Origin of the sequence: Serratia sp. X10, assembly GCF_017811775.1 — a bacterium.
Taxonomy (GTDB): domain Bacteria; phylum Pseudomonadota; class Gammaproteobacteria; order Enterobacterales; family Enterobacteriaceae; genus Serratia; species Serratia ureilytica.
Genome location: NZ_JAEIOH010000002.1, coordinates 861,236 through 876,472 on the forward strand (window position 1 = coordinate 861,236; position 15,237 = coordinate 876,472).

The following is a 15,237-nucleotide window of genomic DNA, read 5'->3' on the forward strand; positions in this document are numbered from 1 at the left end:
AGTACATCGAAGATGGCGTGTCGGCGTCCTGATATGCGTTACCGCGTCTCATGACCGTTCAGTGCAACCGATAACGCAGGTGCCCGGCGATGCAAGCGTGTTCGCAACCTTGAGCATATCTTAAGAGCGGAAGTTTTTTTGTGTCTTGCAAAGACCCCCTGCCGGTTTCAACGACGTTTTGCAGCCGAACAGGCCCCATCTCTTCTTGCGCTCGTCATGCCCTGCTGATAAGTTTGTGAGTTAAAATCCTTTAAATATCATAATATTAAATGATTTTTTTTGTATGTATTGATGCGGTGAATTATTGGCGTCATGCCTCTCAACGCTGCGTCTGCGTTTTCATGTCCGAACACAGCCTGGCTGATGGCCGGAACATCACAGCACCAATGAGGAGAGCCGTCGGCGCAGCCACAGAGCACGTCGACGGCGGACTTTACAAGGAGATAACGATAATGACCCGAACGGCACACTGTTTGACCGCTGCGCTTTTGCTGACCTTGGCCCTGACCGGCTGCCAGACCACCAAGCGGCCTGTTTCTACCTTAAGTAAGCCCCCCAGCGCAGAAGAAATTGCGGAGCAAGACAAACGGCAACGTGAGGCCGAACGCATGCAGCAGTGCCAGCGCGAGCTGGATGCCATGCGCGGCATGGATAACGAAAAATACCAAAAATTCAAACGCGAATTCGATACCTTGATGGGCGGCGCCGCGCAATATGCCGGGGTACGCCAACGGGTCAACACGGGAACGCAGGAAACCGTTGACGCCCTGTATCGTTATCGCACCAGCCGTCTGTGCGCAGACATCAGTTCTGCCATGATGACCGGTCTGGCTGAGCGTGGAGAGCGCACCCAATGACCCCGCGTGCGAGAAAGGCGTTACTGAGCCTGATGATACCGTTGGCGTTTGCGCCGGCGGTGGCCGCTGCGGATGACGATGTGCCGGCGTTATTGCAGTTTGCCGAGCGCTACCAGCGGCAGGATGCACCGGCAGCGGAGGCTGATGCCGCCGTCACGCAACCCCAGGCTCCCCAGAAGTCGGCATCCCGGCCGGTTCAAACGCGTGAGGCGACGGCGCAGAAGAAGCAGCTGGCGCAGTGGCAAAAGGCGCTGCGCGAGAAAGATGCCCGACTGGAGCAACAGCAGGCTTCCATTCAATCACTGCAGCGGGAACTGACCGCGTTGCGCGTTGCGTCCTCCCTGGCGGCTGCCGATAAACCGGTGCCGGCGCCCGATCTGAGCGCGTTGAGCGACTTTGCCAGCGGCGTGCGGCAGGCGCTCAACCTGACGCCGCAAGAGCGTAAGGTTCAGGCACAAATCGCCGAGGCGCAAGCGGCGTTAGCGCGGCAAAAACAGCAAACCGAGGAGCGAGATCGGCGCATCGCCTTGCTGGAGCAACGGCTGGCGGCATTGCCAAAACAGGGCGATAACGCGCGGCAACAGATCTGGCAGGAGAAACTGGCGGCGGCGCAGGCCGCCAACGATAAAGCGCGCCAGCGTTATGAGCAGGACAAAAAAGCGGCCGCCGCTGAACTGGAACAGCAGAAGGCTGAAGCCGCCAAGGCGCTCGGGGCGCTGCAACAGCAGCTGGCGCAGTTGCAAAAAGAGCAGGAAAGCAAACGGCAGCAGGGTGGGCAACAGGAGAAAAGCCTGAAGACGGCGCTGGAGCAGCAAAAGACCGAGGCCGCCAAAGCGACAGAGGAACTTCAGCAGCAGCTGGCAACGCTGCAAAAAGAGCGTGAAAGCCAACGCCAGCAGGCCGAGCAGCAAGAGAAAAAACTGAAGATGGCGCTGGAGCAGCAAAAGACCGCGGCCGCCAAAGCGACGGGGGAACTTCAGCAGCAGCTGGCAGCGCTGCAAAAAGAGCGTGAAAGCCAACGCCAACAGGCCGGGCAGCAAGAGAAAAACCTGAAGATGGCGCTGGAGCAGCAAAAGACCGAGGCCGCTAAAGCGACGGGCGAGCTTCAGCAGCAGCTGGCAGCGCTGCAAAAAGAGCGTGATGACCAACGCCAACAGGCCGAACAACAAGAGAAAAGCCTGCAGGCGGCGTTGGCAAAGCAGGCGATAGACGCCGCCAAAGCGACGGGCGAGCTTCAGCGGCAGTTGGCAACGCTGCAGGAAAAAAACAAAACGCAAACCGAGCAGGCTAAGGCGCTGGAACAGCGTCTGGCGGCGCTGACGGCGGAAAGCGCGCAGGCAGTGCAGCAACGGGATACCGCGTCGCAACAGGCTGATAAAGCGGCGATGGAGCTGGCGGCCGCGCATCAGGCGCAGCAAGCCTTGCGTGAGGAACTGGACGGGCTGAGAGCGCGGGCCAAATGGCTGCCGGATAGGCAAGCGCTGAAGAAAAAACCGGAGCAACAGAGCTACGCCGCCGGTGTCGCTTTGGGGCGCGATATTCAAACGATGCTGGCGGAGCGTAAAAATTGGGGCATCACACCTGATAAAACCGTGCTGCTGGCGGGCGTGATCGATACCTTCAACGGCCATTACCAGTTGAGCGATGCGCAGTTGACCAGCGCACTGGAGGAGTCGGAAAAAGCGGTGAACGAGGCTAGAAGCCAGGCTGCGAAGACGCAGACCAGCAAGGGTGAGGCGTTCGTCGCCGAGTTTAAAAAGAAGAAGGGCACGCGGAAGTCGCCTTCCGGTTTCTGGTATCGCATCGATTATGCGGGTGATGAAGCCATTACGGAAAACGCGCGGGTGGATATCGTGGTGAAAGAAAGTTTAACCGACGGTCGCGTGATTCAGGATATGGATCGCAGTGGGAAGGTGATGTCCCAGCCGCTCTCCGCTTATCCGCCGCTGTTCCGTGAGGCGATCGGGCATCTGAAAAATCACGGTTCGCTGACGATGGTGGTGCCGCCGGCGTTGGCGTACGGTGAAACAGGGTATGCGCCGCAGATCCCACCGAACGCGACGATGGTGTATGAGCTGCGGATTGTCGATGTCAGCAACGGCTAAATTGGGGCCGGCACAGGCCGGCCCGATTAGCGAGCGCTAGGGTTTTTTGGCGGTCAGCACAGCGCGCAGCGGCGCCGGATAGCCTTCGATCGTTTTGCTGCGATCGTTCGGATCGAGGAATTCGGCCAACGACTCGCTGGTCATCCAGTCGGTGCGGCGCTGCTCTTCGAGGCTGGTGACGCACATATCGGCGATCTTCACGTCGATGAAGCCACACTTCTCCAGCCAGCATTTCAGCGCTTCGGCGGAAGGGATGAAATACACGTTGCGCATCTGTGCATAACGATCGCCCGGCACCAGCACCTGGTGACGGTCGCCTTCCACCACCAGCGTTTCCAGCACCAGCTCACCTTCAGGCACCAGCTGATTTTTCAGTTGGTACAGGTGATCGAGCGGCGAGCGGCGATGATACAGCACCCCCATCGAGAACACGGTGTCGAACGCCGCCAGATCCGGCAACTGCTCAATACCGAGCGGCAGCAGATGGGCGCGCTGATCGCCGCCCAACAGTTTGCGCACCGCTTCAAACTGGCACAGGAACAGCTGCATCGGATCGATGCCTACGGCGAAGTGTGCGCCGGCGCCGATCATGCGCCACAGGTGATAGCCGCTGCCGCAGCCGACGTCGAGAATGGTGCGGCCGGCCAGCGGAGAAATGTGCGGCAGTACGCGATCCCATTTCCAATCAGAATGCCATTCGGTATCGATATCGATGCCATACAGCGAGAAGGGCCCTTTGCGCCACGGCATCAGGGTGCGCAGCATTTTCTCGATGCCTTCAAGCTGGCCCGGCGACAGCCCCGGCTCCATCTCGGCGCGCACGCCGTGCAGCAGATCGAGACGGGTGGGAGTCAGCGTCGGCAAATGCTCCACCGAGTTGAACCACTGCTTGAATTTGCCGTGCAGCGATTCGCGCTGCCAGGCGCTCAGCTGAGCGGGCAGCGTATCCAGCCAATGGCTGAGTGGGCTCTTGGCAATGCGCTGATAGAAGTCACCAAACTCGATCATTGCGCATCCCCCGCTTTCAGGGCGATCAGCGAACCGAAGTTGAAGCACTGGAACCACACTTCGGCATGCTCGAATCCGGCCTGTTGCAGACGCGCCTTGTGCGCTTCCACTGAGTCGGTCAGCATCACGTTTTCCAGCATGCTGCGTTTTTGACTGATCTCCAGCTCGCTGTACCCGTTGGCGCGCTTGAAATCGTGGTGCATGTTGAACAGCAGCTCGCCGACTTCGGCGTCTTCAAAGCTGAATTTTTCCGACAACACCAGCGCACCGCCCGGGCGCAGGCCGCGATAGATTTTCTCCAGCAGGCGCAGGCGATCGGCCGGTTCGAGGAACTGCAGCGTAAAGTTCAGCACCACCATCGAGGCGTCTTCGATGTCGATGTCGCGAATATCGGCTTCGATGACGTCTACCGGCGTGTCGGCGCGGAAGGCGTCGATATGGCGGCGGCAACGTTCCACCATCGCCGGCGAATTGTCGACGGCGACGATAGTGCAGCCGGGCACCCTGATATTCCGCCGCATCGACAGCGTCGCCGCGCCCAGCGAGCAGCCCAGGTCATACACCCGGCTGTCGGGTTGCACAAAACGTTCGGCCAGCATGCCGATCATCGAGATGATGTTGGAATAGCCGGGAACGGAGCGTTGGATCATGTCGGGAAACACTTCGGCGACGCGTTCGTCGAAGGTCCAGTCGCCCAGTTTGGCGATGGGGGCGGAGAAAAGAGTATCGCGGTTTGGCATAGCGGCAAATCAGTTCAGAATTCGAAGCTGCGTAGTCTAACAGAAAAGCGTAAAAAAGCGGAGCGGAAGCAGGCGGCGCGGCCGCCTGATGATAAAACGGGATCAATGCAGGCTGAAAATCAAATCCCAGGGCAGATAGAAGATATTTGCCAGCACCATCAACAACAAAGAGATGTAGGTCGCGGCCATGCCCGAACGACGCCAGCGAACCTCGCGGTTGCGCAAACCGTAGTAATGCACCAGTCGCCCGGCCATCAGCATCAGGCCGCAGAGGTGAATCATCCAGATTTCCGCGCCGTTCATCTCCATAATCACCAGCAATACGGCAGCGATAGGAATGTATTCAACGGCGTTGCCATGTACGCGGATGGCGGTCTGTAATTCGTAAAAACCGCCGTCGCCGTAGGCTACGCGGTACTGCATCCTTAATCTGACTACGTCATAAGAGAGTTTGATCAACAACAATGCGCCGAGCACCACATAAAGCGCGCTTACCATTTTTCACTCCGTTCCCTAACCAAAACTGGCAGCCAGCATCATAGCCGTCATTGTATTCACTGTCGCGGGGAAATATTTGATGTTATTGGTCAGATTAATAGGTCAAAACAGTGCATCCTGTTCCGGCCAGTCTGGCGGCGCAGGCAAATCGGGGATCGCCAGGCGCAGCTGCTGCCAAATTTTTTGCGCTTGCTGGGGCGAATCGCCGTTGTCCGGCGTATGAATAAACAGATACGGTTGATGCTGTTGCTGCCACAGCGGCAGTTTTTGCTGCCAGGCTTCGAACCAGCGCAGGTTGTCGGCCAATTGGTCGCCGCCGATAAAGCGCACCAGCGGTTGGCCGGCGGTGACCAGCGCGTGCACCGGCAGCTTCGGTTTTTTCTGCTGGGCATCGCGCACGGCGGCGGTATTGGGGGCGGCGTGATGCACCGGGCGACTGTCGAGGATCACCCGATTGATGCCGCGCTGATGCAGCCCCTGATTCAACGCGCGCTCTTCTTCGCCTTTGGCGAAAAATGCCGGATGACGCACTTCGACGCCGTAAGTGAACTCCTGCGGCAGGCTTTCGAAGAACTGCCACATGCGCGGCAACTCATCGGGGCCGAAGGCGGCGGGCAACTGCAGCCACAATTGCCCGATGCGTTGATGCACCGGGCTCAGGCAGTGGTAAAACGCCTGCAGCTCGGCGGCGCAGTTGCGCAGGGCGGCTTTGTGGCTGATGTCCGACGGGAATTTGAAGCAAAAGCGAAAATCGTCGCCGGTCATGTCGCGCCAGCGCTGCACGATTTCCAGCTTCGGCAGCGCATAGAAGGTGGTGTTGCCCTCCACGCAGTTGAAGTAGCGGCTGTAATCCGCCAAGTCGCGCAGCCCGATACGGTTCCAGGCTGCATGTTGCCACTGTGGCAGTCCGATGTAGATCACGGCATCGTCTTCCTTTACTTGTGCTTGGCTTATCAGGCTACAACTTAACGTTACCGGTCGAGCGCGGCAAGAATTTCGCCGGTGTCGCGCACCCGCGCCAAACGCGGGAAGATGTGTTCGAACGCGAAACGGTGCATTTCCGCGTTCTGCGCGCTGCAGACGTCTTCGGCGATCACCAGCTCATAGCCGTGTTCCCAGGCGGCGCGGGCGGTGGATTCCACGCCGATATTGGTGGATATGCCGCCCAAGACTACGGATTTGATGCCGCGACGGCGCAGCTGCAAGTCCAGATCGGTGCCGTAGAAGGCGCCCCATTGGCGCTTGGTGATCAGAATATCGCTGTCGCAGACCGCCAGCGGCGTGGGGAACTCCCACCAGGTGGCCGGTAAACCGCCGGCGGGCGCGGGAGCCGGCTTGTCTACCGGCTGTTTCAGCGCCTCGGCGAAGGAGTCTGACCAACCGACGCGCACCAACAGCACCGGCGCGCCCAGCATGCGAAAACGCGCGGCCAGCAGGGCGGCGTTCGCCACCACCTGGTCGGCGCCGTGCGGGCCGCCGGCGTAGGGCAGAATGCCGTTTTGCAAATCGATCAACACCAGAGCGGTGGTTTGGGCGTCAAGTTTCAGCATGGATTTCATCTCGTTGCGAAGTGGATAAAAACTGTTCGGCGCGTCGGGCGAGCTGCGTTCGGCGCAAAACCGGGGGAGAATCAGGCTACGTGAAAAAACTGTCGCAGGTTAATGGGAAATTTGTTAACCGATGTGTTGATTCGAACAAAAACGCGCCATTTAGTGCAGTAACAATGCTGTGTTCGCACTTATCGGGCGGATGAATTTCCTTTATAATGACTCCCTTTTTTCAACACTCTTTAATCCAACGACCTATGCCGATTTATGAATATGCATGTGGTGCTTGCAACCATCGGTTAGAGAAATTGCAAAAATTTTCCGATGCGCCGCTGGCAGACTGCCCGGCGTGTGGGCAGCCCGCGTTGACCAAGTTGATTTCATCTTCCGGTTTCCAGCTTAAGGGCACCGGCTGGTATGCGACGGATTTTAAACCGGGTAACAAGTAGAATTTATCAGATAACAGCCGCGCGACAGGGGCGCAGTAGCCCGGCGCGGCATCGGCTGTGTAAAAGGATAGCGTATGCGTACTGAATATTGCGGGCAGTTGAATCTGTCCCACGTGGGCCAGGAAGTCACTCTGTGTGGTTGGGTCAATCGTCGTCGCGATCTCGGCGGCCTGATCTTTATTGATATGCGCGACCGCGAAGGCATCGTGCAGGTGTTCTTCGATCCGGACGAAAAAGTGGCGTTCGACAAGGCCTACGAACTGCGCAATGAGTTCTGCATCCAGATCGTCGGCACCGTGCGTGCGCGTCCGGACAGCCAGATCAATAAAGATATGGCCACCGGCGAAGTGGAAGTGTTTGCCCACGCGCTCGAGATCATCAACCGCTCCGAGCCGCTGCCGCTGGACTCCAATCAGGTCAACAGCGAAGAAGCGCGCCTGAAATACCGCTACCTGGATCTGCGTCGCCCGGAAATGGCCGAGCGTCTGAAGACCCGCGCCAAAATCACCAGCTTCGTGCGCCGTTTTATGGACAGCCACGGCTTCCTCGACATCGAAACGCCGATGCTGACCAAAGCGACGCCGGAAGGCGCCCGCGATTACCTGGTGCCGAGCCGCGTGCACAAGGGCAAATTCTACGCGCTGCCGCAGTCTCCGCAGCTGTTTAAACAGCTGCTGATGATGTCCGGCTTCGATCGTTACTATCAGATCGTCAAATGCTTCCGTGACGAAGACCTGCGTGCGGACCGTCAGCCTGAATTTACCCAGATCGACGTCGAAACCTCCTTCATGACCGCCGACCAGGTGCGTGAAGTGATGGAGAAACTGGCGCGTGAACTGTGGCTGGACGTGAAGGGCGTGGATCTGGGCGATTTCCCGGTCATGACCTTCGCCGAAGCGATGCGTCGCTTTGGTTCCGATAAGCCGGACCTGCGTAACCCGCTGGAGCTGGTGGACGTGGCCGACCTGGTCAAGGACGTCGAGTTCAAAGTATTCTCCGGCCCGGCCAACGACGCCAAAGGCCGCGTGGCGGCGATCCGCGTACCGGGCGGCGCACAGCTGACCCGCAAGCAGATCGATGAGTACGGCGCTTTCGTCAACATCTACGGCGCGAAAGGCCTGGCCTGGCTGAAGGTCAACGACCGCGCCGCCGGCATGGAAGGCGTGCAGAGCCCGATCGCCAAATTCCTCAGCGCGGAAGTGCTGGAAGCTGTTCTGGCGCGTACCGACGCGCAGACCGGCGACATCCTGTTCTTCGGCGCAGACAGCTTCAAGATTGTCACCGATGCGATGGGCGCGCTGCGCCTGAAGCTGGGGCGCGATCTGGGGCTGACCCAACTCGACAGCTGGGCGCCGCTGTGGGTGGTCGACTTCCCGATGTTCGAAGAAGACGAAGAGGGCGGCCTGGCGGCGATGCACCACCCGTTCACCTCGCCGCGCGACATGAGCCCGGAAGAGCTGGCCGCAGCGCCGGTCAACGCTATCGCCAACGCTTATGACATGGTCATCAACGGTTACGAAGTGGGCGGCGGTTCGGTGCGTATTCACCGCAGCGAAATGCAGCAGACGGTATTCAGCATTCTGGGCATCGACGAACACGAACAGCGCGAGAAGTTCGGCTTCCTGCTGGACGCGCTGAAGTACGGCACGCCGCCGCACGCCGGCCTGGCCTTCGGCCTGGACCGTCTGGTGATGCTGCTGACCGGCACCGACAATATCCGCGACGTGATAGCCTTCCCGAAAACCACCGCGGCGGCCTGTCTGATGACCGACGCCCCGAGCTTCGCCAACCCGGCGTCGCTGCAGGAGCTGGCGATCAGCGTGGTAAAGAAAGCCGGTGCGGAACAAGAGAGCGAGTGATGAGTTATAAGCGCCCTGAATCTATCCTGGTAGTGATTTACGCGAAATCCAGTGGTCGGGTGCTGATGTTACAGCGGCGCGACGATACCGAGTTCTGGCAGTCGGTCACCGGCAGTCTGGAGCAGGATGAGTCGCCGCCGCATGCCGCGCGGCGTGAGGTCATGGAAGAAGTCGGCATCGATATCGAAGCAGAGCACCTGCCGTTGTTCGATTGCCAACGCTGCGTGGAGTTTGAACTCTTTGTCCATTTGCGACATCGCTATGCGCCGGGAACCACGCGCAATAAAGAGCACTGGTTCTGTCTGGCGTTGCCCGAGGAGCGCGATCCGGTGATTACCGAGCATCACGCTTACCAATGGCTTGAGGCGGCCGAGGCCGTGAAGTTGACCAAGTCGTGGAGCAATCAGCAGGCGATTGAAGAGTTCGTGATCAATTCAGTCCAGTAGTTTTTTTCGGAGATTTTTTATGGCAGGTCATAGTAAGTGGGCCAACACAAAGCACCGTAAAGCGGCGCAGGACGCCAAGCGCGGTAAAATTTTCACCAAGATTATTCGTGAGCTGGTCACTGCCGCGAAGCTGGGCGGCGGCGATCCGGATTCCAACCCGCGTCTGCGCGCGGCGATGGACAAGGCGCTGTCGAACAACATGACGCGCGACACCATGAACCGGGCGATCGCGCGCGGCGTGGGCGGCGATGATGATACCAACATGGAAACCATCATCTACGAAGGCTACGGCCCTGGCGGCACCGCCGTCATGATCGAATGCCTGAGCGACAACCGTAACCGCACCGTGGCGGAAGTGCGTCACGCCTTCACCAAATGCGGCGGCAATCTGGGTACCGACGGTTCCGTGGCTTACCTGTTCACCAAGAAGGGCGTGATCACTTACGCACCGGGCCTGGATGAAGACAGCGTGATGGAAGCGGCGCTGGAAGCCGGTGCGGAAGACATCGTGACCTATGACGATGGCGCCATCGACGTGTTCACCGCCTGGGAAAGTCTGGGCGCGGTGAAAGACGCGCTGACCGCGGCGGGCTTCGAAGCCGAAGCGGCGGAAGTGTCGATGATCCCATCGACCAAGGCCGACATGGATGCGGAAACCGCGCCTAAGCTGCTGCGCCTGATCGATATGCTGGAAGACTGCGACGACGTGCAGGAAGTTTACCATAACGGTGAGATCTCCGACGAAGTGGCGGCGACGCTGTAATCCGGTAAAACGGGCGCCGCCGTCAGGCGGCGCCGTGCATGCAAGGTGGATGTAGATATGGCGATCATACTCGGTATCGATCCCGGCTCACGCGTCACCGGCTATGGCCTTATCCGCCAGCAGGGGCGCCAGTTGAGCTATATCGCCAGCGGCTGCATCCGCACGGTGGTGGACGACATGCCGACGCGGCTGAAGCTGATTTACGCCGGCGTCAGCGAGATCATCACCCAGTTTCAGCCCGACTTCTTCGCCATCGAACAGGTGTTTATGGCCAAGAACCCGGATTCGGCGCTCAAGCTCGGCCAGGCGCGCGGTGTCGCGATCGTCGCGGCGGTGAATCAGAATCTGGAAGTGTTCGAGTATGCGGCGCGGCAGGTCAAACAAACCGTGGTCGGCACCGGCGCAGCCGAAAAGGCGCAGGTGCAGCACATGGTGCGCTCGCTGCTCAAACTCTCGGCCAATCCGCAGGCGGACGCCGCCGACGCCCTGGCCATCGCCATCACCCACTGCCACCTCAGCCAGAACGTGCTGCGGATGAGCGAAGGGCGGCTTAACCTGGCGCGCGGGCGTTTGCGCTGACGCGAAGCGATGATTGCTCAGGCTGGATATTCATCCAGCCTTTTTTATGTTATAAGCTTTACCAGCAACGGCATGGCAGGGCGCCATGCCCGGTCATTCTGCAGGAGGGTAAATGATAGGTCGTCTCAGAGGAAATATTCTGGAAAAGCAGCCGCCGCTGGTGTTATTGGAGGCGAACGGCGTGGGCTATGAAGTGCACATGCCGATGACCTGCTTTTACGAGCTGCCGGAACTGGGGCAAGAGGCCATCGTGTTTACCCACTTCGTGGTGCGCGAAGATGCGCAGCTGCTGTACGGTTTCAACGATAAGCAAGAGCGCGCGCTGTTCCGCGAGCTGATCAAGGTCAACGGCGTCGGGCCGAAACTGGCGCTCGCCATCCTGTCCGGCATGTCCGCGCAGCAGTTCGTCAGCGCGGTGGAGCGTGAAGAGATCACCGCGCTGGTCAAGCTGCCGGGGGTGGGCAAGAAAACCGCCGAACGCCTGGTGGTAGAGATGAAAGACCGCTTCAAAGGGCTCAACGGCGATCTGTTCAACAGCAGCGAGATCAGCTTGCCGTCCGCCGCTGAGAAAGCGCCTGAGGCGGATGCGGAGGCCGAAGCGGTCTCGGCATTGGTGGCGCTGGGCTATAAGCCGCAGGAAGCCAGCCGCATGGTCAGCAAAATTGCCAAACCGGGTGCCGACTGCGAGACCCTGATCCGCGACGCGTTGCGCGCTGCTTTGTAAGGCCGCTAAGAGGTAGATAATGATTGAAGCCGATCGCCTGATCTCCGCCGAACCGCTCAACGAGGAAGACGTCCTCGATCGCGCCATTCGTCCCAAGCTGTTGACCGAATACGTGGGCCAGCCGCACGTACGCGAGCAGATGGAGATTTTCATCCAGGCGGCCAAGCAGCGCGGCGACGCGCTCGACCACCTGCTGATCTTCGGTCCGCCGGGGCTGGGGAAAACCACCCTGGCCAACATCGTGGCCAACGAAATGGGCGTGAATTTGCGTACCACCTCCGGCCCGGTGCTGGAGAAGGCCGGCGATCTGGCGGCGATGCTGACCAACCTTGAACCGCATGACGTGTTGTTCATCGATGAGATTCACCGTCTGTCACCGGTGGTGGAAGAGGTGCTGTATCCGGCGATGGAAGACTATCAGCTGGATATCATGATCGGCGAAGGGCCGGCGGCGCGTTCGATTAAGCTCGATCTGCCGCCGTTTACCTTGGTGGGGGCAACCACCCGCGCCGGTTCGCTGACGTCACCGCTGCGCGATCGCTTTGGCATTGTCCAGCGGCTGGAGTTTTATCAGGTGGCCGATCTGCAGCACATCGTCTCGCGCAGCGCCGGCTGTCTGGGGCTGGAGCTGTCCGACGAGGGGGCCCATGAGGTGGCTCGTCGCGCGCGCGGCACGCCGCGCATCGCCAACCGTCTGTTGCGCCGTGTGCGCGACTTCGCCGAAGTGCGCGCCAACGGCGTGATCAGCGGCGCGGTGGCGGCGCAGGCGCTCGATATGCTCAACGTCGATGCCGAAGGCTTCGACTATATGGATCGCAAACTGCTGTTGGCGATTATCGACAAGTTTACCGGCGGCCCGGTCGGGTTGGATAACCTGGCTGCGGCGATCGGCGAGGAGCGCGAGACCATCGAAGACGTGATCGAACCGTTCCTGATCCAGCAAGGCTTTATCCAGCGCACGCCGCGCGGCCGTTTGGCGACGCAGCACGCCTACCGGCACTTTGGTCTCGAACGCGAAGAGTAAGTTTTTAATCCGCCAATAAGAAAGGGCCGCAGATGCGGCCCTTGTCATATCCCGGCTTTAATCAAGCCTGCTGTTTTTTAAACAGGCTCAGCGTGAACAGCACGGCGGCGCAGAGCACCACCGAAGGGCCGGCCGGCGTATCGTAAAACGCCGAGAAGGTCAGGCCGCCGGTAACCGCCACCATCCCGAGCAGCACCGCGATGCCCGCCATCTGCTCCGGCGTGCGCGCGAAGCGGCGAGCGGTGGCCGCCGGAATGATCAGCAGCGAGGTGATGATCAGCGCGCCGACGAATTTCATCGCCAGACCGATGGTCAAGGCGGTGACCAGCATCAGCACGGTGCGCGCCCGCGCCAGATTGACGCCGTCGACGTGCGCCAGCTCAGGGCTGATGGTCATCGACAGCAGATCGCGCCACTGCCACCACAGCACCAACAGCACCACGGCGACGCCGCCGGCGATCATCACGATGTCGCTCAGCGTGACCGACAGCAGATCGCCGAACAGGTAGGCCATCAGATCGACCCGCACGTTGGACATCAGCGCCACCACCACCAGCCCCAGCGACAGCGCGCTGTGGGCCAGAATGCCGAGCAGCGTATCCACCGAGAGCTGCGGGCGGCGCTCCAGCCACACCAGGGCCAGGGCCAGCAGCAGCGTAATGGCGATCACCGCATAGAAAGGATTGATGTCCAGCAGCAGACCGAAGGCGACGCCGAGTAGCGAGGCGTGCGCCAGGGTATCGCCGAAGTAGGACATCCGGCGCCAGACCACAAAAGAGCCCAGCGGCCCGGCGGCGCCGGCCAACAACACCCCGGCCAGCCAGCCGGGAAGTAACAGTTCAATCATGCTTCGCGGCTCCCGGTTTTCTTCAAGACAATCCTTCCCTGCAGGTCGTGACGGTGGTTGTGATGGTGGCGATACACGGCCAGCTGCTCTGCGCCGCGGTTGCCGAACATGGCGATGAATTCGGGATGCATCGAGACCACCTCCGGCGCGCCGGAGCAGCAGATGTGCTGATTGAGGCACAACACCTCGTCGGTTTTCGCCATCACCAGATGCAGATCGTGCGAGACCATCAGCACGGCGCACCCCAGCTCCTTGCGCAGCTGATCGATAAGATCGTACAGCGCCAGTTGGCCATTGACGTCCACCCCTTGCGTGGGTTCGTCCAGCACCAGCAGTTGCGGTTTATTCAGCAGCGCTCGCGCCAGCAGCACGCGTTGGTTTTCACCGCCGGAGAGTTTTTGCATGGGCTGGTCGAGCAGGTGGGCGGCGTGCACGCGTTTGAGCGCTGGCAGAATATCGGCTTTCTTTACGCCCGGCTTCAGGCGCATAAAGCGGCTGACGGTCAATGGCAGGGTAGCGTCGAGGTGCAGCTTTTGCGGCACGTAGCCGATGCGCAGATCGGGCTCACGCTCCAGCGTGCCGGCGGTCGGTTTTACCAACCCCAGCACAACGCGCACCAGCGTGGATTTACCCGCGCCGTTCGGGCCCAGCAGGGTGAGAATACGGCCGGGCTGCAGGCTGAGGGAAATATTCGACAGCACCTTGCGGCTGCCGAAGGCGACGGAGATATTTTTTAGCGTTATCAGTGTAGACATCTCGAGATTACAGGTTGCAGAACGAAGCGAATGTTATAATATCACGCCTTGTTGATGAAAACGATGGGATTACTGATGATGGCACAGAAAAATAAATGGCTGCAGCGCACGCTGCTGGCCAGCGCATTCTTGATGGCCGGTCCGCTGAGCAGCGCTTCCGCGGCGGTGGTGACGACGATTCGTCCGCTGGGCTTTATCGCTTCGGCTATCGCCGACGGCGTGACGCCGACCGAGGTGCTGCTGCCGGATGGCGCTTCGCCGCACGACTTCGCGCTGCGGCCTTCCGATATTCAGCGTTTGCGTTCTGCCGACCTGGTGCTGTGGGTCGGACCGGACATGGAAGCGTTCCTGACCAAGGCGCTGGTGCCTATCTCGGCAACCCGCAAACTCGCCATCAGCGAACTGCCCGCGGTGAAGCCGCTGCTGATGAAAGGCGAAAATGACGACGATCATGATCATGCAGGCGAGGCGCATAACCATGCTGATGACGATCATGGGCATCATCACGGCGAGTACAATATGCACGTTTGGCTGTCGCCGGAGGTGGCAAAAGTGACCGCGATCGCGATTCACGACAGATTGTTGGAACTTATGCCGCAAAATAAGGACAAATTAGACGCAAACCTGCGCCAGTTCGAGAATCTGCTGACGCAAACTGACAAAAATGTTGGTAACATGCTTACGCCTGTGCAAGGTAAGGGTTATTTTGTTTTTCATGATGCTTACGGCTACTTTGAGAAACACTACGGTTTGAGTCCGCTGGGCCATTTCACCGTCAATCCCGAAATTCAGCCTGGAGCACAGCGCCTACACCAAATTCGAACACAGTTGGTTGAGCAGAAAGCGGTATGCGTTTTTGCTGAGCCACAATTCAGGCCGGCCGTAATCAATGCCGTCGCCAAGGGTACCACTGTGCGTTCCGGAACGCTGGACCCGCTGGGCATCGGCATCGCGCTGGGGAAGGACAGCTACGGGAAATTCCTGACACAGCTGTCAAGCCAGTACGTGAGCTGCCTGAAGTAAGCTTATGAGGATA

At 59.7% G+C, this 15,237-nt stretch carries 17 protein-coding genes; 10 read left to right on the forward strand and 7 right to left on the reverse strand.

What is annotated here, in order from left to right:
* Nucleotides 1–452 precede the first annotated feature (452 nt).
* Both J9788_RS09495 and J9788_RS09500 read left to right on the forward strand, forming a co-directional pair.
* Nucleotides 453–857 carry a hypothetical protein gene (locus tag J9788_RS09495; protein ID WP_046896678.1) on the forward strand — a complete coding sequence of 135 codons (405 nt, stop codon included), beginning with the start codon at nt 453–455 and terminating at the stop codon, nt 855–857.
* Nucleotides 854–2,962 carry an FKBP-type peptidyl-prolyl cis-trans isomerase N-terminal domain-containing protein gene (locus tag J9788_RS09500; RefSeq protein ID WP_227414455.1) on the forward strand — a complete coding sequence of 703 codons (2,109 nt, stop codon included), beginning with the start codon at nt 854–856 and terminating at the stop codon, nt 2,960–2,962. Before J9788_RS09495 ends, J9788_RS09500 begins: the two co-directional genes overlap by 4 nt.
* Nucleotides 2,963–2,998: 36 nt before the next feature.
* Here the strand turns inward: J9788_RS09500 and cmoB are convergent, their stop codons facing one another.
* The 5 genes from cmoB to J9788_RS09525 form a co-directional block, all read right to left on the reverse strand.
* Nucleotides 2,999–3,970: a tRNA 5-methoxyuridine(34)/uridine 5-oxyacetic acid(34) synthase CmoB gene (cmoB, locus tag J9788_RS09505; protein WP_182264314.1), complete on the reverse strand. Its 972-nt coding sequence runs from the start codon at nt 3,968–3,970 to the stop codon at nt 2,999–3,001.
* Complete coding sequence (cmoA, locus tag J9788_RS09510; RefSeq protein ID WP_033650946.1) at nt 3,967–4,710, reverse strand: carboxy-S-adenosyl-L-methionine synthase CmoA; 744 nt, start codon at nt 4,708–4,710, stop codon at nt 3,967–3,969. Before cmoA ends, cmoB begins: the two co-directional genes overlap by 4 nt.
* A 102-nt stretch (nt 4,711–4,812) precedes the next feature.
* Nucleotides 4,813–5,208, reverse strand: a complete 396-nt coding sequence (locus tag J9788_RS09515) for an MAPEG family protein (protein WP_004932387.1) — start codon at nt 5,206–5,208, stop codon at nt 4,813–4,815.
* Between the two features lie 102 nt (nt 5,209–5,310).
* The gene (locus J9788_RS09520; protein WP_094142917.1) at nt 5,311–6,126 is read right to left on the reverse strand and encodes a DUF72 domain-containing protein; all 816 of its coding nucleotides are present in this window, start codon (nt 6,124–6,126) and stop codon (nt 5,311–5,313) included.
* Nucleotides 6,127–6,179: 53 nt separating this feature from the next.
* Nucleotides 6,180–6,758 carry a hydrolase gene (locus J9788_RS09525; protein ID WP_094142736.1) on the reverse strand — a complete coding sequence of 193 codons (579 nt, stop codon included), beginning with the start codon at nt 6,756–6,758 and terminating at the stop codon, nt 6,180–6,182.
* A gap of 254 nt (nt 6,759–7,012) precedes the next feature.
* Here J9788_RS09525 and J9788_RS09530 point away from each other — a divergent pair, with 254 nt between their 5' ends.
* The 7 genes from J9788_RS09530 (at nt 7,013) to ruvB (ending at nt 12,599) form a co-directional block, all read left to right on the forward strand.
* Nucleotides 7,013–7,204 (forward strand): FmdB family zinc ribbon protein, encoded by a 192-nt coding sequence (locus J9788_RS09530; RefSeq protein WP_033632845.1) that lies wholly within the window; start codon nt 7,013–7,015, stop codon nt 7,202–7,204.
* 74 nt (nt 7,205–7,278) lie between these two features.
* Nucleotides 7,279–9,063 carry an aspartate--tRNA ligase gene (gene aspS / locus J9788_RS09535; RefSeq protein ID WP_182264315.1) on the forward strand — a complete coding sequence of 595 codons (1,785 nt, stop codon included), beginning with the start codon at nt 7,279–7,281 and terminating at the stop codon, nt 9,061–9,063.
* Entirely contained in the window at nt 9,063–9,509 is a 447-nt protein-coding gene (gene nudB / locus J9788_RS09540) for a dihydroneopterin triphosphate diphosphatase (protein WP_004932373.1), read from the forward strand. The genes aspS and nudB overlap by 1 nt, the downstream gene beginning before the upstream one ends.
* Before the next feature lie 19 nt (nt 9,510–9,528).
* On the forward strand, nt 9,529–10,272 hold the full coding sequence (locus J9788_RS09545; RefSeq protein ID WP_004932370.1) for a YebC/PmpR family DNA-binding transcriptional regulator: 744 nt from the start codon (nt 9,529–9,531) through the stop codon (nt 10,270–10,272).
* 57 nt (nt 10,273–10,329) lie between these two features.
* Nucleotides 10,330–10,851, forward strand: coding sequence for a crossover junction endodeoxyribonuclease RuvC (ruvC, locus tag J9788_RS09550; protein WP_004932367.1), 522 nt, complete (start codon nt 10,330–10,332; stop codon nt 10,849–10,851).
* Between the two features lie 112 nt (nt 10,852–10,963).
* Nucleotides 10,964–11,575 carry a Holliday junction branch migration protein RuvA gene (gene ruvA, locus J9788_RS09555; protein ID WP_033643353.1) on the forward strand — a complete coding sequence of 204 codons (612 nt, stop codon included), beginning with the start codon at nt 10,964–10,966 and terminating at the stop codon, nt 11,573–11,575.
* 19 nt (nt 11,576–11,594) lie between these two features.
* On the forward strand, nt 11,595–12,599 hold the full coding sequence (gene ruvB / locus J9788_RS09560; RefSeq protein ID WP_046896686.1) for a Holliday junction branch migration DNA helicase RuvB: 1,005 nt from the start codon (nt 11,595–11,597) through the stop codon (nt 12,597–12,599).
* Between the two features lie 61 nt (nt 12,600–12,660).
* On the opposite strand, the gene znuB is transcribed toward ruvB, so the two are convergent.
* Both znuB and znuC read right to left on the reverse strand, forming a co-directional pair.
* On the reverse strand, nt 12,661–13,446 hold the full coding sequence (gene znuB, locus J9788_RS09565; protein ID WP_033643351.1) for a zinc ABC transporter permease subunit ZnuB: 786 nt from the start codon (nt 13,444–13,446) through the stop codon (nt 12,661–12,663).
* Nucleotides 13,443–14,201, reverse strand: a complete 759-nt coding sequence (gene znuC, locus J9788_RS09570; protein ID WP_004932357.1) for a zinc ABC transporter ATP-binding protein ZnuC — start codon at nt 14,199–14,201, stop codon at nt 13,443–13,445. The genes znuB and znuC overlap by 4 nt, the downstream gene beginning before the upstream one ends.
* 78 nt (nt 14,202–14,279) lie before the next feature.
* Here znuC and znuA point away from each other — a divergent pair, with 78 nt between their 5' ends.
* The gene (gene znuA / locus J9788_RS09575) at nt 14,280–15,224 is read left to right on the forward strand and encodes a zinc ABC transporter substrate-binding protein ZnuA (protein WP_182265089.1); all 945 of its coding nucleotides are present in this window, start codon (nt 14,280–14,282) and stop codon (nt 15,222–15,224) included.
* The last annotated feature ends 13 nt before the right edge of the window (nt 15,225–15,237 follow it).